Source organism: Brevibacterium luteolum (assembly GCF_025147615.1).
GTDB lineage: Bacteria > Actinomycetota > Actinomycetes > Actinomycetales > Brevibacteriaceae > Brevibacterium > Brevibacterium luteolum.
The window spans coordinates 62,179-81,707 of sequence record NZ_JALXPM010000008.1 but is presented as its reverse complement, the minus strand read 5'-3'; the positions used below and the strand labels follow the sequence as shown (position 1 = coordinate 81,707).

Here is a 19,529-nt window from a genome sequence, read left to right as displayed (position 1 = left end):
GCCGGTCGTGTGGAACACGACGCCGGGGTGATCTGGCGGACCAGCCGGGAGGTCATCGGCCAGGCACTGGGCACCGCCTCGCTGACAAGCGCCGACATCGCCGCTGTTGGCATCACCAACCAGCGTGAGACCACCGTCGTGTGGGAGGCGGCGACCGGCCAGCCGGTGCACAACGCGATCGTGTGGCAGGACACCCGCGGCGGCGAATACGTCACGCAGCTCAGCGAATACGCTGAGGAGATCGCCGAGATCACCGGGCTGCCGGTCAACACGTACTTCTCCGGCATCAAGCTGCGCTGGCTGTTCGACCACGTCGACGGACTGCGCGAACGGGCAGCGGCAGGTGAGGTGCTCTTCGGCACCATCGACACCTGGCTGCTGTGGAACCTCACCGGCGGGGTCAACGGCGGCGCGCACGTCACCGACGTCACCAACGCCTCACGCACCCTGCTCATGGACCTGCACACCGGCCAGTGGTCACAGCGGATGTGCGAGCTGCTCGACATCCCGGCCGCCTGCCTGCCGGAGATCCGGCCATCAGTCGGGACCTTCGGCACAGTCGCATCCGGTCAGCTGCTGGCCGGCGTGCCGATCGCCGGAGTGCTCGGCGACCAGCAGGCAGCCGCGTTCGGCCAGTGCCGCTTCTCCCCCGGCGATACGAAGAACACCTACGGCACCGGCTGCTTCCTGCTGACGAACACCGGTGAGGAGATCCGCCGGTCAGCCAACGGACTCGTCTCCACCGTGGCGTACCAGATCGAGGGCCAGCCGCTGCAGTACGCGCTCGAAGGCTCGATCGCGGTAGCCGGTGCGCTCGTGCAGTGGCTGCGCGACAACCTCGGGCTCATCCGCACCGCCGATGAGGTCAACGATCTGGCCCGCGAGGTCTCCGACAACGGCGATGTCTACTTCGTCCCGGCCTTCTCCGGTCTCTACGCCCCACACTGGCGGGCAGACGCACGCGGGGTGCTCATCGGCATGACCCGCTTCACCAGCCGCGGGCACATCGCCCGGGCAGCCCTGGAAGCCACGGCCTTCCAGACTGCCGAGGTGCTCGATGTCATGCGCCGCGACTCCGGGTACACGATTGATCGGATCGCCGCTGACGGCGGCATGTGCGCCTCGGACATCCTCATGCAGTTCCAGGCCGATATCGCCGGCTGCGAGGTGGTCCGCCCGCAGATCATCGAGGCCACCGCTGCCGGCGCCGCCTATGCAGCCGGATTGGGTGCGGGAGTGTACGGCACCCTCGACGAGCTGGCCGGCTACTGGCAGGCGGATGCCTCCTGGCAGCCGTCGATCACCGCAGCGGACCGGCAGCAGTTGCTGAGCCGGTGGAGCCAGGCGATCGAGCGGTCCCTCGGCTGGGTCGAGGACTGACCTAAAGCCCCTTTCCCAGACGGACCGGGTCAGCCGGCGGCGTAGCCTTTGGCCTTGTCGACGATGTTGAACAGCTGCTGGCCTGACCGGTACCGGTCCCAGTTGGCCATGAACTGCTCAGCTAAGCGGTCTGACCAGCCCGCGGAGTCACCGCTCATGTGCGGGGTGATGACGACACTGCCCATCTGCCACAACGGGCTGTCCTCCGGCAGCGGTTCCGGGTCAACGACGTCGAGGCCGGCTCCGGCGATCTGCCCGGATTCCAGCGCAGCGACCAGATCGTCGGTGACAACACTGGCGCCGCGCCCGACGTTGATGAGATGCGCGCTCTCAGGCAGCGCTTCAAGCACGGCTGCATCGATGAGCCCGGTGGTCTGCTCCGTCAGCGGTGCGATGTTGATGAGCCAGTCGACTCCTGCGACGTGCTCAGCGAGATCGGCACTGGCGATGATCTCTCCGAAGTCGGGATCCCCGCCTCGGGCGCGGGAGCCGGCCCCAGTGACATGCACACCGAGGGCGCGCAGCGTGGTCGCGATCGCCCGGCCGATCGACCCGGTGCCGACGATCATCGCATGCGAGCCTGCCAGGTCGCGGGATTCGCGGTGCTGCCAGATCCGCTGCCGCTGGTGGGCCAGCGAGGTCGGGAAGTCCTTGGCGAAATGCAGCATGAAGGCAAGCACGAATTCGGCGATCGGGCGGTCGAAGATGCCGCGGGCGTTGGTGACGGTGACCTCGGAGTCGCGCAGCTGATCGAACATGAGCGAGTCGACCCCGGCCGATGCCGCGTGGATCCAGTCCAGCCGGTCAGCACTGCTGAACGCGTCCTTGAGCGCTGGTGAGAAGAAGTCCCACATGAGCAGCACCTCGGTCCCGGGCAGTGCGGCGGCCAGCTCATCGGCTTCGACCCAGCGCACCTCGCTGGCTTCGTCGGCCAGGCGGTCGAAGTGCGCTGGGCGCTTCTTGTCAGGGGCGGTGAGGATCGTCAGGACGGTCATGGGCGGTCCTCCAAGCGGTCGGCTGGTTCAGGTGGCCGGCTTCTGCCCAGCAGAGTCGGCCTCGGTGTCAATCGTAGACCGGGTCTGCTGGCCGGGGCGGGCCTGCGCGCGTTCGATCCGGGTGGCCAGCGGCTTCTCGCGGATGAAGAAGAGCACGAGCAGTCCGAGCACCGGCAGCGGGGCCGCCCACAGGAACAGCGGCACGAGTGCATCGTTGTAGGCGCCGATGATGAGGTCCTGGATAGCGGTCGGCAGCTGGGACAGCGCTTCGGGTGTCAGTTCATTGGCGTGCAGTCCGCTGGCATCGGCACCGGGGACGGAGCTGAGCTTCTCGGTCAGGTTCGACATCAGGCGGCTGGTGAACAGCGAGCCGATGATCGCCATGCCGAAGCTGGCGCCGATCTGGCGGAAGAAGTTGTTCGAGGCGGTGGCGGTGCCGACCATCTCGACAGGGAAGGAGTTCTGCACGACGAGGACGAGCAGCTGCATGCTCAGGCCCAGGCCCGAACCCATGATGGCGAGGAAGATCATCGTCGTCCAAGCAGGGCTGTCGGCCCGCAGCTGGGACATGAGCACAAGTGAGGTGACGATGAGGCTCATGCCGATGATCGGGTAGAACTTGTAACGGCCGGTGCGGGCGACGACGAATCCGATGCCGGTGGAGACGATGAGCATGCACCCCATCATCGGCACCATCATGAGGCCGGCGCTGGCGGCGTCGACACCGTGGACCATCTGCAGATAGGTCGGCATGTAGCTGAGCACACCGAACATCGCCACACCGATCGTCAGTCCGGCGATGGTGGACAGCACGAAGTTGCGGTCGCGGAACAGCGACATCGGGATGATCGGTTCGGCCGCCCGGCGCTCGACGAAGACGAAGATGGTGCCGGCGACGAGCGCAGCGGCGCCGAGTCCGAGGATGACCGGTGAGGTCCACTCGTACTGGTGGCCGCCCCATGCGGCGATGAGCACGACGGCGGAGGTAAACACGGCGATGAGCGCCATGCCGGCGACGTCGATGCGCGGGCGCACCTCGGGACGGGTGTCGGGAACACGGAGCAGGATCATCGCGGCGATGATGGCGAAGATGCCGAGCGGGAAGTTCATCGCGAAGTTCCAGCGCCAGCCCGGCCCCTCGGTCAGCCAGCCGCCGATGAGCGGGCCGGCAACAGAGGACACAGCGAAGACCGACCCCATGGCACCCATGTACTTGCCGCGCTCACGGGCGGGCACGATCGCGGCGATGATCGCCTGGGAGAGGATCATCATGCCGCCACCGCCGATGCCCTGGAAGACACGGCCGATGATGAGGAAGGACATGTCCTGGGCGAGGAGGGCGAAGACAGAGCCGAGCATGAACATCGAGATCGCGAAGATGAACAGCGGCTTGCGGCCGAACAGGTCGCCGATCTTGCCGTAGATCGGCATCATGATCGTCGAGGCGAGCATGAAGGCCGTCGAAACCCACAGCATCTGATCGACGCCATGGAGTTCGCCGACGATCGTCGGCAGGGCAGTGGCCAGCACCGTCTGGTTGAGCGAGAACATGAACATCGCGACCATGAGGGCGGCGAACACCCACAGAATCGCACCGGTCGTCATGCCGGAGCCGTTGTCAGCTGGGTCGCTGGCAGCAGACGTCGCGGCACGGCAGTCAGCGGGTGCAGGCGCGCGGTGGCCTGCGAACTCAGCTTCTGCCGTATGCGGCGGGGTCACGTCCTTTGCCATGCGTCTCACTTACCATTTCCCTTCTGAGGTGTCTGTGTTCCGGCCAGAACCGAGCGGAACAGCCGGATGGAACGTTCGAATGTCTCCTTGGAGAAGTCCGGGTCGGCGATCTGATCCGGTTCGGACTGCATTACGGTGCGCACCGCGAAGCGCAGCGGCACCGCGCACAGCTGCACGAGCATGAGCGCCAGCTCTTCCGGTGTGCCGTCGGCACCTCCGAAGTCGATGTCCCCGCGGCGCAGCCGGGCGGCGACCACCTCGGCGGCGGCGTGTTCGATGGCTTCGTTCTTCTCGAACTGGCGGCGCATGAGCGCCGGGTACCGGGCGAGGATCTGGCGGCGTTTGAGGACGACGTCATCGGAGTTGAAGGTCAGCTGATATGTGCCGTAGATGAGCCGGGCGACGTCCTCAGCAAGATCCGCTCCCACCGGGTCGACTTCGAGGAACTCCTCGATCTGGTCGGTTTCGATGACGACGTCGGTCATGCCGACGATCGCGTCCTCCTTCGAGGCAAAGTAGTTGAAGAAGGTGCGCGCGGAGATGCCGGCGTCTTCGGCGATCTGGGCGACGGTGGCCTGCTCCAGGCCGTCCTCCAGGACGCGGTTGACGGCAGCGACGTGGATGGCCCGGCGGGTCAGCCGGGCTTTGCGGTCGCGGAGGCTTTCGGTTTCGGTGGTGCTCACATAAAAATTTTTGCACCCAGTGCAACTTTACGTCAAGCGCAACTTTGCACTGTGTGCGCTATTTCACTTCTGTTCACTCTCGGGTGCTGTGATGGGAGCATGATCACCGCAATCTGGATCGGCGAGCAGGACCCTGAGGTGCTGTCACTGCTGCGCGACGCGTTCACCCCTGCCCCCGGAGCCGAGCTCATCATCCCCGCAGGCACCGCGCCCTCGGGTGAAGAGCTGGCCCGCACCGAGTACATCCTCAACGGCGCCGGCGTCCTCGACGAGGCCGTCTTCTCACGCGCCCCGAATCTGAAGATGGTCCAGCGCGTCGGCGCCGGCACCGACGGCATCGACTTCGACGCCGCACGCCGGGCAGGCGTGGCCGTCGCGAACCTGCCGGGTGCGAACTCGGTGGCCGTTGCCGAACTTGCCGTCGCCTCACTGCTGGCCTGCGCCCGCCACCTGCCTGGACTCAACACCGCCACACATGCCGGTGAGTGGACGCCGAATCGCTGGCTGCACTCCTCGATCGAGCTCTCAGGCAAGACTGCTGCGATCATCGGACTCGGCCACATCGGCCGGCTGCTGGCTGCCCGGCTGACTGCCTTCGACATGCGCCTGATCTACTTCGACGTCTTCCGCCAGCCGCCGGAGGTCGAGGAGCAGCTCGGCATCGAGTTCATGGCCCTTGACGACCTGCTGCCGCTGGCTGATGTGCTCTCGATCCACGTGCCGCTGACCGAAGAGACCAACGGTCTCATCGGCGCCAAGCAGCTCGCGGCGATGCCCACCGGTTCGATCGTGCTGAATCTCTCGCGGGCCGGCATCGTCGATGAGGAGGCCCTGGCGGCCTCGCTGCACTCGGGGCACACGGCCGGCGCCGGTCTCGACGTGTTCACCGGCGAGCCGAACATCGCCGGTCATCCGCTGCTCGACGCCCCGAATGTCGTGGCCACCCCGCATGCCGGGGCGCAGACCCGCGATACGGTCAGCCGCGTCTTCTCCCGGGCGGTCGAGAATCTCCTCGAGCATGCCGCCGGCCGCACACCGGCGCACGTCATCGACTGATCACTCCCCCGGCTCAGCTGGCCGCCGTTCCCGAGGCGCCGGCTGGTTCACATGAGTGCGCGCAGCCGGGCACGTTGGCGTTCGAGCACCTGGAGCTGCTCGAGCAGCTTCGTCGCTGCCGGGTCGTTGGGGTCGGTTCGGGAGAGCCGGGAGTGCAGTTCGCGGGCGATGCGGGTCATGTCCTCGTCGAACAGGCTGGCGATGATGCCGCGTGAGTAGCGTTCGACGCCTTGCCCGTCGGTGGCCGGCAGCGGGGTGACGGCGAGTTCGCCGATGAGTCCGCGCAGCTGGTCGGGACCTGCTTCGAGGACCTTCTCCGGCCAGCTGGCCGGGTCGGTGATCGCAGTGCGGATGCCTCCGGCGTCCTTCATCGCCTGATGCACTGCCCTGTGGGCTGGGTGAGAGAAGACCTTGCCGTTGAGCCCGTCGAAGAGGGTGGCGTTGACGTATTGCGGCTGCTGCATCGCCACCTGGAGGGCACCGCGTTCGATCCGCAGCTTCGGTGTGTTCGCCAGCGCGCCGGAGAACTCCTGTTCGTAGGCGGCGATCTCAGCGCCCGTCTGATCGGCAGGACTGCCCGGCGGCGGCACGGCAGGACCCCCGTAGGGGCCGCCCGGTCCCGGTGGGGACTGCTGAGGGTGTTGCCGCTGTTGCTGCTGCGGGTGCTGGCTGCGCAGGTCACGGGTGGGCTGCTGTCCACCTCCGGGCCCGCCTGCTGCTGCCCTGCGTCCGGCTGCGCGCACGGCGGCGTGCACGTCCGCGGTGTCGACTCCGACGGCACCGGCGACGAAGCGCTCGTATTCCGGCCTGAGCATGCTGTCACGGATGCCGGCGACCATCGGTGCGGCGGCCCGCACGGCGCCGACTCGGCCTTCGGCGGTGTCGAGGTCGAAGCGCTCGATTGTCGAGGTGATGGCGAACTCGAACAGCGGCCGGCGCGAGCCGATGAGCGCTTTGACGGCGGCGTCGCCCTTTTGGATGCGCAGGTCGCAGGGGTCCATGCCGTCCTCGGCGATGGCGACGAAGGTCTGGGCGACGAACTTCTGGTCGTCTTCGAAAGCCTTGAGTGCCGCTTTCCGGCCGGCCTCGTCACCGTCGAAAGTGAAGATCACCTCACCGGAGTGCGCGGAGTCGTCGCCGAGCAGCCGCCGGATGAGCTTGATGTGCTCGGCTCCGAACGCGGTGCCGCAGGTGGCGACAGCCTGCTCGACGCCGGCGAGGTGGGCGGCCATGACGTCGGTGTAGCCTTCGACGATGACGACCCGCTTCGAGCGGGCGATCGCCCGTTTAGCGATGTCGAGGCCGTAGAGCACCTGGTTCTTCCGGTACAGCGGGGTCTCGGGCGTGTTGAGGTATTTCGGGCCCTGGTCGTCGTCGAAGACCTTGCGGGCCCCGAAGCCGACGGTGCGGCCGGTGACGTCGTTGATCGGCCACATGAGCCGGCCGCGGAACCGGTCGTAGATGCCGCGGTTGCCCTGGCTGACCAGGCCCGAGGCGATGATGTCCTCGGTGTTGTAGCCGCGCCCGCGCAGATGCTTGAGCAAGGCGTCCCAGGATCTCGGGGCGAAGCCGATGCCGTATTTCTCGCAGACCTGTTTGTCGAAGCCGCGGTCGGCGAGGTACTGTCGGCCGATCTGCGCTTCGGGGCTGCCGAGGTATTCAGTAAAGAACGCCTGGGCTACCTGGTGCATGTCGACGAGACGCTGGCGCTGGCCGATGGCCTCTTTGTCCGGCCCGGTGCCGCCCTCTTCGTAGCGCAGCTGCACGCCGACGCGTTCGGACAGCCGCTGAACGGCCTCGGTGAAGGTCAGCCCGTCGATCTTCTGCAGGAAGGTGAAGACGTCGCCGCTCTCGCCGCAGCCGAAGCAGTGGTACATGCCGACCTGCGGACGGACGTGGAAGGACGGGGTCCGCTCGTCGTGGAAGGGGCACAGTCCCTTCATGCTGCCGACTCCTGCGCTGCGCAGCGTGACGTACTCGCCGATGATGTCGTCGAGGCGTGCCCGGGAGCGGACCTCGTCGATGTCCTCGCGCAGGATCAGCCCGGCCATTACAGCAGGCTCGCTTCGCTGGCCTGCATCCGGTGGTAGGCCGCCCAGGCGGAGTGGTCGGTGAGGCTGGCGACGTGGTCGGCGACGACGCGCAGTCGCTGCCCGTCATCTTCAGCCTCCTGGTAGTCGAGGTAGAACATCCGCTCCATGTCCTCGGGCCGTTCGCTGAAGTACTCGCACAGCTGCGTGAGCACACGCGCCTGGATGCGCTGGAGGCGCAGCCGGTCTTCGGCGACCATGACGGTGACGGTCGCCAGGCCCTTGAGCACAGCGATCTCGTAGCGGGTCGATTCGGGCACGACGAGGTTACCGTCGTAGCGGCCGAGCGGCTCCCAGCCGAACTCCTCGCGGGTGGCAGCTTCGGCAGCTCCGGCGAACCGGCCGATGAGCTGGCTGGTCATGTGCTTGAGGCTGGCCTGGGCGCGCCTGGACCCGTCATAAGGTTCTGACGGCCAGTAGCTGGCCGCCTGCAGGCGGGACAGCGCCTTCATGATGTCCTCATCGCGGGCATCGGGCAGGTACCAGGCGCGGGTGATGTCGATGAGACCGGCCAGAGCGTGGTCGTTCTGGTAGGCGAAGAGGTCGAGGTGGCCGGAGAACACTGCGTCCTCGACGTCGTGGACGGAATAGGAGATGTCGTCGGCCAGGTCCATGAGCTGGGCTTCGATGCAGCGCTGGCCCAGTGGGCGGTCGGCGCGGAAGAAGTCGAAGACGGCCCGGTCGTCGTCGTAGACGCCGAACTTCGTCACCGGTGAGCCGGTCTTCTTCGCCACCGGTGATTCCGCACGCGGCCATGGATATTTCGTGCACGCGTCCAGCGTGGCGCGGGTGAGGTTGAGCCCTGCCGGGGTGCCGTCTGCGGCGTGGACCTTGGGTTCGAGCCGAGTGAGCACCCGCAGGGTCTGGGCGTTCCCTTCGAATCCGCCGATGTCGGCGCAGACTTCGTCGAGGACAGCTTCGCCGTTGTGTCCGAAAGGCGGGTGCCCGAGGTCGTGGGCCAGGCAAGCGGTGTCGACGATCTCCGGGTCGCAGCCGAGGTAGCGGGCAAGTTCGCGGCCGACCTGGGCGACTTCCAGGGAGTGGGTCAGGCGGGTGCGCACGAAATCATCGGTGCCTGGGGAGACGACCTGGGTTTTGGCGCCCATCCGGCGCAGACCCGAGGAATGCAGCACACGCGCCCGGTCGCGCTGGAAGTCGGTGCGTCGGGGGTTCTTCGCCGGTTCGGCGACCCAGCGCTGGCGGTCGTGCTCGGAGTACTCGGCCACCTGAAGTTGCGTCTGGACCACCCTCATCCTCCTGAGACGTCGAGTTCGGCCTCGGCGAGCTCCGCGGAGCGCTCCGGGTTCATCTCCCGCGAGTCAAGCCAGCCTTCAGGCAGGTGGGGCCGCTTCGGGCGGGTGGTGCGTCCGCGTGAGCCCTCGGCATCGGCCCCGGGATAGGGTGCGTCGCGGTCGAGCTCGTCGAGCAGTCCGCGCAGCTCAGCCAGGGAGGAGACCATCGCGAGCTTGCGGCGGGCTTGCCCGCCGACCGGGTAGCCCTTGAAGTACCAGGCGATGTGCTTGCGCAGGTCGCGCACGCCGTAGAACTCATCGTCGTAGTACTCGGTGAGGTAGACGCCGTGGGTGTAGACGACATCGGCGACCTGGCCGAGGTTCGGGCGGATGCGCTCATCGCTGCCGTTGAGTGCAGCGGCGAGATCGCGGAAGAGCCACGGCCGGCCCTGGCAGCCACGGCCGATGACGACACCGTCGCAGCCGGTCTGGGCCATCATGTCGACGGCGTCCTCGGCTGCGAAGATGTCGCCGTTGCCCAGCACGGGCACGGCGTCGCCGATGAGGTCCTTGAGCCGGGCGATGGCCCCCCAGTCGGCGGTGCCGGAGTACAGGTCGGCAGTTGTGCGCCCGTGCAGGGTCATCGCGGACACTCCGGCCTCGGCGGCGATGCGACCGGCGTCGAGGTAGGTGAGGTGGTCGGCGTCGATGCCCTTGCGCATCTTGATCGTCAGCGGAATGTCACCGCGGCTGGCTTCGCGCACAGCGGTGGTGACGATGTCGGTGAACAGGTCGAGCTTCCACGGCAGCGCTGAGCCGCCGCCCTTGCGGGTGACCTTGGGGACGGGGCAGCCGAAGTTGAGGTCGATGTGGTCGGCGCGGTCCTCGTCGACGAGCATCCGCACTGCCTGGCCGATCGTGACGGGGTCGACGCCGTAGAGCTGGACGGAGCGCGGCACCTCGTAGGGCTCGTGATGGATGATGCGCATGCTCTTCGGAGAGCGTTCGACGAGCGCGCGGCTCGTCACCATTTCGGTGACGTAGAGTCCGGCACCGTACTCGCGGCACAGGCGGCGGAAGGCGGTGTTCGTGATGCCGGCCATCGGGGCGAGCACCACCGGCGAGTCGAGTTCGATGTTGCCGATGCGCAGCGCCGATGCGGCGGTGGTCTGCAGAGAGGTGGTGGTCATGGTCGTCACCACCCTATTATCTCCAGACAGTCAAACCGGGACCGAGGCGGGTGTGGACACCCAGCATCGGCTCAGAGAGAGAGACTGTGGATGGACGTCCGGGCACCCGGTCGTCTCGTCAGCCGGCGATGGTCTCCCGGTCCCGGCCCACGCCTCGGCGGCGGCTGAAGGAGGCGAGGAAGATCGCCGCAGCACTCAGCAGACAGCAGGCCACCAGGTAGGCCGCTGCAGCAGTGATCGCACCGTTCGCCCAGGCGATGAGGGCAGCGAGGACGACTGGTGAGAAGCCGGCGATGAGCGCACCATTGGCCTCCCGTGCCAGGGCCATCGCGGAGAACCGGTGGCGGGTGGGAAACAGGTTGGCCAGGAACGCGCCCTGCGAACCCGAGGTACCGGAGATGACGAGGCCGTAGCCGATCGCGATCGCGAGGAGCGCGGCTGTGAAGGTGCCCTGTGAGAGCAGCCACAGGAATGGGAAAGCGTACAGTGCGCCGATGACCGAGGCCCAGCCCATGACGGTGCCGGCGCCGAACCGGTCGGCGAGGCTGCCGCCGAGCGGGGTGAGGATGATCGCGGCGAGAGTGCCGAGGGTGACCGCGCCGAGCGTGTGGGTCTGCGGCATGCCGGTGCCGACCAGGTAGCCGATGGAGAACACAGCCATGCCGTAGTTGAGCGCGTTGTGGCCGGTGAGGCTGAGGAACCCGGCGAGCATGCCGCGCCAGTCGGTGGCGAGCAGTGCCAGCAGCGGCACCTTGGTGGCGTGGGCTTCCTGCTGCTCTATCGTCGAGGTGTATTCGGGGGTCTCTTCGAGCTTGGCGCGGATGTAGATGGCGACGAAGAACAGCACGACTGAGGCGAGGAACGGCAGGCGCCAGCCGATCGACATGAAGGTCTCCTCGGCCATGCCGGAGGAGGCGAGGAAGAAGGCCGCGGTGGCCAGCACGATGCCGGCTGGCGGGGCGCAGAGCACGAGTGAGGTGAAGAAGCCGCGCCGGTGGGCGGGCACGTATTCGGCGACCATCGTCGTCGCTCCGGAGAGCTCGGCACCGGCGCCGAAGCCCTGGAGGAACCGGAAGATGACGAGCAGGATCGGGGCGAGCACGCCGACGGCGGCTGCGGTGGGCAGCAGGCCGATGGCCACGGTGGCGATTGCCATGAGCACGATGGTGAGGATCATCGCCGGGCGGCGGCCGTGCCGGTCGCCGATGTGGCCGATGACGATGCCGCCGACCGGGCGGGCGAGGAAACCGACGGCGAAGGTTGCCAGCGCCGAGAGCTGGCCGGCGCCGGAGACTGAGTCGGGGAAGAACAGCGGTCCGATGACCAGGCCTGCGGCGGCGCCGTAGAGGGCGTAGTCATACCATTCGATGACGGTGCCGATGACGGAGGCGACGATGGCGCGGCGGGCGGCCGGGCGCAGCGGGGCACCGGCAGCAGGCTGGCCCGCGGCTGCGGAGTCTGAGCGGTCAGCGGCAGGCTGATCGGCGGCAGTTCGGGCGGAAGTCATCCGTCATATGTACCAAGCCGGCTCAGTTGTGCGAAATCGCGTCCGCATTCCAGTCCGGTCGGCCCCAGGACACGCGCAGACCAGACACGGGCAGTGTCGCGGACTCAGATTGGATAGACCCGCCACCCGTCCGGGCCGTCGCGCAGCTCGCCGCGTGAACCGTCGAAGACCTCGAGCATTTCCGCCACGTGCACGGAGGTCAGCTGCCCGATGCCGGTGACACGGCCACCGGCCCAGCGCGTGGCCACCTCAGACAGTGACACGTGCCAGAAGATCACCGGATTGCCACCCGCGTCCGCACCGATGCCCTCGGCTGGCCCTGTGTCCTTGCGTTCGAAGACGAGGTTAGGGCCGTGCCTGGTGCACGACCAACCCATCTCAGCGAGTTGCGCGCTCAGCTCTGCTTCGGCGGCACTCATCTGTCCTCCTGGTAGCGTTCCCGACGTATGACGACACTGCTGAGCATCCTACCGATCGCCGTCGCCGTGGCCTTGCTCGTCGCCGGCCGCGGCACGCTCATCGCTGCCCTCAGCGGGGCGGGCGCGGCGCTGCTGAGCGCCCTCATCGCCACCGCGACGCCGGGCATCTCACTGCACTTCGGTCAGCTGGCCGCCTCCGAGACGCTCGACCTCGTCATCCTCGCTGGCGAGGTGCTGGCCATCTTGCTCTTCGGCATGGTGCTTGCCCAGCTGCTGGAAGCGATCGGAGCGTTGCAGACGATCTCGGCGCGCATCCGCAGCCTGTTGCCTGACCCGATCGTCGGCGCCGGGCTCATCGTCTTCGGCGTGGTGCCCTTCGTCGAATCGGTCACCGGCTACGGGATCGGACTGACCGCCGGCATCCCGCTGCTGCGCAGGCTCGGCTTCTCGATCCGCACCTCGGCATTCCTCGGACTCCTCGGCCTCATCGCCGTGCCCTGGGGTGCCCTCGGGCCGGGCACGGCGGTCGCCGCACAGCTGACCGGGCTCGGTCTGCAGGAGCTCGGCGTCGGCTCGGCCTGGGCGAACGCCCTGCCGGTCGTCATCGTCTTCGCCCTCACCACCGCCATCACGCGCGCCTGGCGCAGCCTGCCGGGCCTCGTGGGACTCATCGCTGCGGCTGTCTGCCTGTGGGGCGGCATCTTGACAGCGAACATCCTCATCGGCACTCCCCTGGCCGGCGTGCTCGGCTCGCTGCTCGTCATCGCCGTGCTGCTCACCGGCTGCCTCCTCAGCCGACGCGGCCAGCCGAAACCGGTTCCCGGCCGGCTGGCCCCGGCGCTGCTGCCCTACGCAGTGCTCACCGTCGGCCTGCTGCTCGCCAGCGGCGCTGCAGCACTGTGGCCGTCCCCGATGACAGCGGTGCTGTCGGCACCGCCGGTGTGGCTGGCGATCGCATGCGCGGTCGCCGCCCGCATGCTCGCCTCCCGGGCACCCGCCGCCGAGGTGGTGGGCACCGCTGCACGGGCGTGGATCCCGGTCGGGGTGGCCACCGCCGGGTTCATGCTGCTGGGCTGGCTCATGACCGACACCGGCATGACCGAAGTCATCGGTGCCGGCCTGGCGAGGATCGGCATCGGCTTCGCCCCAGCGCTCACGGCGCTCGGCTCGGTGCTGACCGGGTCGAATACGGGTTCGAACGCGATGTTCGCCTCGACGATCGCGGCGATGGCCGCCACGACCGGCACCGGGCTGCTGCCGGCGGTGGCGATGAGCAATGTCGCCGGATCCTTCGCCGCACTGGCCACCCCGCCGCGTGTGGCGCTGGCCCTCAGCCTGGCCGCCACGACCGCCGATGACGACGGTTCAGCGGCTCCAGACAGTGCGGAGAAGGCTCAGCTGGAGCGCAGCGTGCTCATCTGGTCACTGCTGACCGCCTTCGGCACGGCAGCGCTCGTCGGTGTGGTGCTGCAGCTTCTGTGAGCTCAGCTGCGGGAGAGCTGCACCTCGATGGCGCGGCCGAGCCGGGCGATGCCCTCGTGGATGCGCGCGACGGTCGAGGAGGCGAAGCACAGGCGCATCGCGTTGGAGAACTCACCTGCCGGTGAGAACGCCTCACCGGGGATGAACGCAACACCCTCGTCCAGAGCGGTCTCGAACAGCTCGCGGGCGTCGATGTCGGCGGCATCGCCGATCAGCGTCGCCCATAGGAAGAATCCGCCGTCGGGGTTGGTCAGCTCCACCTGGCCGGACAGGTGTTCGGCGGCGGCTTCGAGCATCGCGTCCTTGCGCCGGTGGTAGGCGGTGCGCAGCATGTCGAGATGCTCGGTGAACCCGCCGCGGGTGAGGTAGTGGGCCACAAGCTGCTGGCTGGGCACCGCGGCCGAGGCGTCCATCGCCTGGCGGACGTTGATGAGCAGCTGGCGGATCGCCGGGTCGACCTCGACCCAGCCGACGCGCAGGCCCGGGGCGATGATCTTGGAGAACGACCGGGCAGAGAACACCAGCGGGTCATCCGGGCTGAGTTCGGCGAAGCTGGGGATGTACTCGCCGGAGAAGCGCAGCGAACCGTACGGGTCGTCGTCGATGATGACGCTGTTCCACTCGTGGGCGAGTTCTAGCAGTCGCTGGCGGCGTGCCAGGCTCATCGTGACACCCGAGGGGTTCTGGAAGTTCGGGATGACGTAGATCGCCGTCGGCTTCCGGCCGAGGGTCTCGACGTCGCGGGCGAGGCGCTCGACGTCCATGCCGTCGTCGTCGACGGGGATCTGCAGCACCTCGGCGCCGTAGCTCAGCGCGGTCGAGGTGCCGTTGGTGTAGGTCGGGGATTCGACGGCGACGAGGTCTCCGTCGTTGACGAACATCTTGTAGGCCAGGTCGAGGCCCTGCATGCCGCCGCTGGTGACGATGATGCGGTTGGGATCAACGGTGCGCGGGCCGGTGAGGTCCTCGGATTCGCAGATCGCGTTGATGAGCTCGGTCTCGCCTTCGGTCGGGCCGTAGGTGTAGGAGCTCGGGTTCGTCATCGTCCCGAGGAACTCGGCGAAGTCGGCAGCCGGGACGACCTGTTCAGCCGGTGCGCCCATGCCGAAGCGGACGATGTCGTTGGTCCGAGAGGCCAGCAGGGAGACCGATGCATCGATGACCGATCCGGTCCAGCCGCGGGTGCGGCGGGCCAGCGGCAGCGTCACGTCACCGAGCTGTTTGACCGCAGCAGTCGGGTCGACAGCCGCGTCGGCGGTGGTGGTGACAACCGGGGTTGCCGGTGCCTGGGTCATCATGTGCGATGCGGGAGTCATCAGTGCTCACTTCCGTCTCGGGGTCCGGTGCGGCGCCGACAGCGCTGTCTGGCGCGGGGTTCGAGCAGTGCATCCGGGCCGAAGCCGGGGATACGTCTCAGCAGGGGGATGCGTCTGTCGGATGAAAGCCTATCTCAGATTTCGGCCTCTGCAGCGGAGTACGCGCGTGTGCCTGAGCGCACCACCAGCACGGCGATGAGGGTGGTGGCCGGGATCGCGATGACCAGGCCGATCGAGGTCACCAGGGTGGAGACGACGGAGATCGCCTGTTCGCCAAGCGTGAGTGATTCGAGGAACGGCCGGGAGGAGGCGGCGACGAGCAGCAGCACGGTCAGCGCACCTCCGGCGTAGGCGAAGGCGATGGTGTAGACGGTGGAGGCGATGTGGTCGCGGCCGATGCGCATCGCCGAGGTGAAGATTTCCCGTTTGGACGCCTCGGGACGGGAGGCGGCCAGCTCCCACACGACGGCCGCCTGGGTGATGGTGACGTCGTTGAGCACGCCGAGGCCGGCGATGAGGATCGCGCACACGACGAGGTCGGCCATCGACAGCCCGTCGGTCCAGGCGAGGATGTAGGTCTCCTCGGTGTAGATGCCGGCCAGCTTCGACCAGGTCGTCCACAGCGCGCCGAGCACACCGGTGATGAGGATGCCGAACAGGGTCCCGAGCAGCGCAGTCGTGGTGCGGGCTGAGAACCCGTGAGCCAGGTACAGGACGATGAACATGATGACCGCAGCGGCGGTGATGCCGACGAGCACAGCCGGTTTGCCGTCCATCACTGCCGGGAGCATGAACCACACCATGACGGCGTAGGCCAATGCCAGGCCGATGAGCGCGCGCAGCCCTTTGAGTCCGGCGACGAGCATGACGAGGGCGGCGTAGACGAAGGCGAGGACGCCGAGGGAGATGTTGCGGTCGAAGTCGACGAAGACGAAGTCGGCGGAGGTCGGCTCGTTGGTCGGGTCGCTGCCGGGTGCCTGCTCACCGGATGGCTGCCCGCCGCCGGTGATCGCATCGGCGACCGGGTCGGTCTGCGCATCGTCCATGACGATGACTTTGATCCGGTCGCCTGCTGCGATGCCGGTCTTGATCGCCTCGGGCGGGGCGTACATCGTGCCGGTGCGCTCCCCCGTATTGAGCGTGATCGCCCCGCAGCCGGTGGATTCGTAGTCCGGGCAGGCGCGCAGGTCGATCGATTCGACCGTGCCCGAGGTGAATTCGGCGTCCTCGGCCAGGGCCGCCGGATCCCACCGGTGGGTGGCCTCAGACGAGGGCCAAAGCCACACGAGCCCCACGACAGACAGGACGGCCAGCGGGATGAGCATCCCGAGCATGACAGACCAGGCCTGTCGTGAGGCGCGCGGCAGTGTTTCTGCGATGTAGTGCATAGCTGTGCGGTGTCAGTGTCCTGACCCCGCGGATCTGAGGCCGGGCCTCAGATGCCCAGTTCGTCAGCGACGTAGGAGACGACCTCGTCGATGGCGATGCGATCCTGGCTCATGTCGTCGCGGCGGCGGACGGTCACCGCGTTGTCATCGAGGGTGTCGAAGTCGACGGTGATGCACAGCGGGGTGCCGATCTCGTCCTGACGGCGGTAGCGGCGGCCGATCGCACCGGCATCATCGAAGTCGACGTTCCAGCGCTTGCGCAGGTTCGCTGCCAGCTCGCGGGCCTTCGGCGAGAGCTTCTCATTGCGGCTCAGCGGCAGCACGGCGACCTTGACCGGGGCCAGGCGCGGGTCGAGCTTGAGCACGATGCGCTTGTCGACTCCGCCCTTGGTGTTCGGTGCCTCGTCTTCGGTGTAGGCGTCGACGAGGAAGGCCATCATCGACCGGGTCAGGCCGAAGGACGGCTCGATGACGTACGGGGTGTAGCGGGTGCCGGCAGCCTGGTCGAAGTACTGCATCTTGTGACCGGAGTGCTCGGTGTGGTTCGACAGGTCGAAGTCGGTGCGGTTGGCGATGCCCATGAGTTCGCCCCAGGCCCCGCCCTGGAACCCGAACTTGTATTCGATGTCGATGGTGGCAGCCGAGTAGTGGGCGCGTTCGCCGTCGGGGACGTCGAAGCGGCGCATGTTGTCGGCCTTGACGCCGAGGTCGACGAACCAGTTCCAGCAGGCTTCGACCCATTCGTCGAAGAACTTGGGGGCGTCGTCGGGGTGGACGAAGTACTCGATCTCCATCTGCTCGAACTCACGCGTGCGGAAGATGAAGTTGCCCGGGGTGATCTCATTGCGGAAGGCCTTGCCGATCTGGCCGATGCCGAACGGCGGCTTCTTGCGGTTGGCGGTGACGACGTTGTTGAAATTCACGAAGATGCCCTGCGCGGTCTCCGGGCGCAGGTAGTGCAGCCCCTCTTCGTCGTCGACGGCACCGAGATAGGTCTTCATGAGCCCGGAGAACTGCTTGGGCTCAGTCCAGTTGCCCTCCTGGCCGGTCTCCGGGTCGCGGATGTCGGCCAGGCCGTTCTCCGGTTCGCGGCCGTGCTTGGCGATGTAGGCCTCGATGAGGTGGTCGGCGCGGTAGCGCTTGTGGGTGTGCAGCGATTCGACGAGCGGGTCGACGAAGGTCTCGACGTGGCCGGAGGCCTCCCAGACGCGCTTGGGCAGGATGATCGAGGAGTCGAGGCCGACCATATCCTCACGCCCGCGGACGAACTCCTGCCACCACAGGGCCTTGATGTTCTCCTTGAGCTCAACGCCGAGCGGACCGTAGTCCCAGGCGGAACGGGATCCGCCGTAGATGTCTCCTGCCTGGAAGACGAACCCGCGCCGCTTGGCCAGGGTGATGACGGAATCCAATGTCGAAGCCACGTGAAATATCTCCTTGAGTCGACTGCGAACGGCTGGCTGCTGTTCGTACCGCTCCCAGGGTAGCGAATCCGCCGACGTGCCGCGTCTGCGGATCACACCGGTGACCTGAGAGTGATATCACTAACAGCATGACCTCGCTGCCTGCCCATATGCGCATCGCCGAGCAGCTGCGTGAGCGCATCGCCTCCGGTGCGGAGGCACCGGGTGCCCGGCTGCCGGCTGAGCGGATGCTCGCCGAGCAGCTCGGTGTCTCCCGGATGACGGTCCGCCAGGCGCTGGCGGCCCTGCAGCTGGAGGGCCGGATCTCCCGGCGCACCGGGCGCAGCGGCGGCACCACGGCTGCCACCGCGCTCATCCGGCCCGAGGACATCGCCATCAGCCCCACAGATTCAGCCGACACCCGTCCGGGGCTGGCCGGTGTCGTGCATTCGAGTGTGCTGCGCGGTTCGCTCAGCAGCGTCTACGTCGACGTCGCCCAGCTCCCCCACCCGGTGTGTGTCGACCTCTCGACCACGCAGGCGAGCGCCTTCGCCCCCGGTGCCGATGTCAGCCTGCAGCTGCTGCGCAGCGAAGCCGTCCTCGAACCCGCCAGCCCAGCCACTGCCTCTGGCACCGGCGAGACCCAGGCCACCGCCGCCTCGGGCACGGATGTACGCACGGGAGTCCGCGCATGAACGCACGGACGATCCTGCTGCTGGGCATCGACGGCTGCCGCCTGTCGATCACCGGCGAAGAAGGCATCGCCCCGCACCTGAGCCGGATGCGGGCGGCCGGGCGACTGCATGGGATGACGATGGTGCCGCCGACGCTGTCCGGGCCGGGCTGGGCGAGCATCCTGACCGGATCGACACACGTCCAGCACGGGGTCACCGGCAACGACTTCATCGGCCACCGGCTGTATTCCCGGCCCGATCTGCTGTCCCGAGCCTTCTTTGCCGATCAGTCGACGACGACGTTCGCGGCTGCCGGGTGGCCGCCGCTCATCGACCCGAATGGGCTCGGCCCGGTCATCCACCAGCGCTTGGAGCAGCAGTGGGCCGGCCAGCACCGCGTCATCGCCCGCGATGGTGAGACGCACGGCTATGTGCGCGTCGATGCTGAGATCGCCGACTATGCCACCGCGATGTTGGCAGGTTCTCAGGCTGCTGATGTGTCGTTCGTGTACTTCTGCGATGTTGATGAGACCGGGCACCTCTACGGGCTCATGGGTGAGGAGTACCGGCAGGCGATCGGCCGGGTCGATGCGCACGCTGGCCGGATTGCCGCTGCGATCGAGCAGCGGGCTGCTGAGCACGGTGAGGACTGGCTGGTCGTCATCGTCACCGACCACGGGCATGTCGATGCCGGCGGGCACGGCGGGGACACCCCGGAGGAGTGCGCCTCCTTCGTCATCACCTGGTCACCAGGCGGGCAGGACAGGCTGCCGGACTGGCCGGATGAGATCGCCCCGCATGAGCTGTGCGAGCTCATCCTCGCGACCCGCACCTGAGGTGACGTGTCCGGTCACACATGAGCCCGATGCGGGCAAACGAGGCTGCGGCAGGTAGGATTGACTGTGGTTCCGGCCGCTTCGTGTCTGACAGATGACGCTCCTTCGGCCGCAAGAGTTCGATCACACTCCCACTTCGAGGCATGT

Annotated in this window: 16 protein-coding genes; 5 read left to right on the top strand and 11 right to left on the bottom strand. The window is 67.6% G+C overall.

Features of this window, described 5'->3' with window-relative positions:
* On the top strand, window positions 1-1,380 hold a 1,380-nt coding region (gene glpK / locus M3C25_RS03515), incomplete at its 5' end, for a glycerol kinase GlpK (protein WP_259855079.1).
* A 29-nt stretch (window positions 1,381-1,409) separates the two neighbouring features.
* Here glpK and M3C25_RS03510 read toward each other — a convergent pair.
* Genes M3C25_RS03510 through M3C25_RS03500 form a run of 3 tightly spaced genes read right to left on the bottom strand, consistent with a single transcriptional unit; the run spans window position 1,410 to window position 4,789 of the window.
* Window positions 1,410-2,375, bottom strand: a complete 966-nt coding sequence (locus tag M3C25_RS03510) for a D-2-hydroxyacid dehydrogenase (RefSeq protein ID WP_102160408.1) — start codon at window positions 2,373-2,375, stop codon at window positions 1,410-1,412.
* A 27-nt stretch (window positions 2,376-2,402) separates the two neighbouring features.
* Window positions 2,403-4,106, bottom strand: coding sequence for an MDR family MFS transporter (locus M3C25_RS03505; RefSeq protein WP_259855078.1), 1,704 nt, complete (start codon window positions 4,104-4,106; stop codon window positions 2,403-2,405).
* A gap of 5 nt (window positions 4,107-4,111) precedes the next feature.
* A complete protein-coding gene (locus M3C25_RS03500) occupies window positions 4,112-4,789 on the bottom strand; it encodes a TetR/AcrR family transcriptional regulator (RefSeq protein WP_259855077.1) in 678 nt (225 codons plus the stop codon).
* A 99-nt stretch (window positions 4,790-4,888) separates the two neighbouring features.
* Here M3C25_RS03500 and M3C25_RS03495 point away from each other — a divergent pair, with 99 nt between their 5' ends.
* On the top strand, window positions 4,889-5,845 hold the full coding sequence (locus M3C25_RS03495) for an NAD(P)-dependent oxidoreductase (RefSeq protein WP_259855076.1): 957 nt from the start codon (window positions 4,889-4,891) through the stop codon (window positions 5,843-5,845).
* 47 nt (window positions 5,846-5,892) lie between these two features.
* Here the strand turns inward: M3C25_RS03495 and dnaG are convergent, their stop codons facing one another.
* The 5 genes from dnaG to M3C25_RS03470 all read right to left on the bottom strand — a co-directional run bounded on the left by dnaG (window position 5,893) and on the right by M3C25_RS03470 (window position 12,283).
* A complete protein-coding gene (gene dnaG / locus M3C25_RS03490) occupies window positions 5,893-7,896 on the bottom strand; it encodes a DNA primase (RefSeq protein WP_259799862.1) in 2,004 nt (667 codons plus the stop codon).
* Complete coding sequence (locus tag M3C25_RS03485; protein WP_102160418.1) at window positions 7,896-9,188, bottom strand: deoxyguanosinetriphosphate triphosphohydrolase; 1,293 nt, start codon at window positions 9,186-9,188, stop codon at window positions 7,896-7,898. Before M3C25_RS03485 ends, dnaG begins: the two co-directional genes overlap by 1 nt.
* Entirely contained in the window at window positions 9,185-10,357 is a 1,173-nt protein-coding gene (dusB, locus tag M3C25_RS03480; protein ID WP_259855075.1) for a tRNA dihydrouridine synthase DusB, read from the bottom strand. The genes M3C25_RS03485 and dusB overlap by 4 nt, the downstream gene beginning before the upstream one ends.
* A gap of 118 nt (window positions 10,358-10,475) precedes the next feature.
* On the bottom strand, window positions 10,476-11,864 hold the full coding sequence (locus tag M3C25_RS03475; protein ID WP_259855074.1) for an MFS transporter: 1,389 nt from the start codon (window positions 11,862-11,864) through the stop codon (window positions 10,476-10,478).
* Between the two features lie 104 nt (window positions 11,865-11,968).
* Complete coding sequence (locus tag M3C25_RS03470; protein ID WP_259834991.1) at window positions 11,969-12,283, bottom strand: hypothetical protein; 315 nt, start codon at window positions 12,281-12,283, stop codon at window positions 11,969-11,971.
* Between the two features lie 27 nt (window positions 12,284-12,310).
* On the opposite strand from M3C25_RS03470, the gene M3C25_RS03465 reads away from it, so the two are divergent.
* Window positions 12,311-13,765: an L-lactate permease gene (locus M3C25_RS03465; protein ID WP_259855073.1), complete on the top strand. Its 1,455-nt coding sequence runs from the start codon at window positions 12,311-12,313 to the stop codon at window positions 13,763-13,765.
* A gap of 2 nt (window positions 13,766-13,767) precedes the next feature.
* On the opposite strand, the gene M3C25_RS03460 is transcribed toward M3C25_RS03465, so the two are convergent.
* The 3 genes from M3C25_RS03460 to M3C25_RS03450 all read right to left on the bottom strand — a co-directional run bounded on the left by M3C25_RS03460 (window position 13,768) and on the right by M3C25_RS03450 (window position 17,893).
* Complete coding sequence (locus M3C25_RS03460; RefSeq protein WP_259855072.1) at window positions 13,768-15,081, bottom strand: aminotransferase-like domain-containing protein; 1,314 nt, start codon at window positions 15,079-15,081, stop codon at window positions 13,768-13,770.
* Between the two features lie 134 nt (window positions 15,082-15,215).
* A complete protein-coding gene (locus tag M3C25_RS03455) occupies window positions 15,216-16,469 on the bottom strand; it encodes a YibE/F family protein (RefSeq protein ID WP_259855071.1) in 1,254 nt (417 codons plus the stop codon).
* A 47-nt stretch (window positions 16,470-16,516) separates the two neighbouring features.
* A complete protein-coding gene (locus tag M3C25_RS03450) occupies window positions 16,517-17,893 on the bottom strand; it encodes a glycine--tRNA ligase (protein ID WP_259835003.1) in 1,377 nt (458 codons plus the stop codon).
* Between the two features lie 128 nt (window positions 17,894-18,021).
* On the opposite strand from M3C25_RS03450, the gene M3C25_RS03440 reads away from it, so the two are divergent.
* Window positions 18,022-18,567 (top strand): GntR family transcriptional regulator, encoded by a 546-nt coding sequence (locus M3C25_RS03440; RefSeq protein ID WP_311200492.1) that lies wholly within the window; start codon window positions 18,022-18,024, stop codon window positions 18,565-18,567.
* Window positions 18,564-19,382 carry an alkaline phosphatase family protein gene (locus M3C25_RS03435; RefSeq protein ID WP_259855070.1) on the top strand — a complete coding sequence of 273 codons (819 nt, stop codon included), beginning with the start codon at window positions 18,564-18,566 and terminating at the stop codon, window positions 19,380-19,382. Before M3C25_RS03440 ends, M3C25_RS03435 begins: the two co-directional genes overlap by 4 nt.
* Window positions 19,383-19,529 lie beyond the last annotated feature (147 nt).

Coding starts and splice junctions, on each gene's coding strand:
- dnaG (WP_259799862.1), bottom strand. CDS start 7,896: ATGGCCGGGCTGATCCTGCGCGAGGACATCGACGAGGTCCGCTCCCGG.
- M3C25_RS03460 (WP_259855072.1), bottom strand. CDS start 15,081: ATGACTCCCGCATCGCACATGATGACCCAGGCACCGGCAACCCCGGTT.
- dusB (WP_259855075.1), bottom strand. CDS start 10,357: ATGACCACCACCTCTCTGCAGACCACCGCCGCATCGGCGCTGCGCATC.
- M3C25_RS03440 (WP_311200492.1), top strand. CDS start 18,022: ATGACCTCGCTGCCTGCCCATATGCGCATCGCCGAGCAGCTGCGTGAG.
- M3C25_RS03465 (WP_259855073.1), top strand. CDS start 12,311: ATGACGACACTGCTGAGCATCCTACCGATCGCCGTCGCCGTGGCCTTG.
- M3C25_RS03495 (WP_259855076.1), top strand. CDS start 4,889: ATGATCACCGCAATCTGGATCGGCGAGCAGGACCCTGAGGTGCTGTCA.
- M3C25_RS03475 (WP_259855074.1), bottom strand. CDS start 11,864: ATGACTTCCGCCCGAACTGCCGCCGATCAGCCTGCCGCTGACCGCTCA.
- M3C25_RS03435 (WP_259855070.1), top strand. CDS start 18,564: ATGAACGCACGGACGATCCTGCTGCTGGGCATCGACGGCTGCCGCCTG.
- M3C25_RS03505 (WP_259855078.1), bottom strand. CDS start 4,106: ATGGCAAAGGACGTGACCCCGCCGCATACGGCAGAAGCTGAGTTCGCA.
- M3C25_RS03470 (WP_259834991.1), bottom strand. CDS start 12,283: ATGAGTGCCGCCGAAGCAGAGCTGAGCGCGCAACTCGCTGAGATGGGT.
- M3C25_RS03455 (WP_259855071.1), bottom strand. CDS start 16,469: ATGCACTACATCGCAGAAACACTGCCGCGCGCCTCACGACAGGCCTGG.
- M3C25_RS03510 (WP_102160408.1), bottom strand. CDS start 2,375: ATGACCGTCCTGACGATCCTCACCGCCCCTGACAAGAAGCGCCCAGCG.
- M3C25_RS03485 (WP_102160418.1), bottom strand. CDS start 9,188: ATGAGGGTGGTCCAGACGCAACTTCAGGTGGCCGAGTACTCCGAGCAC.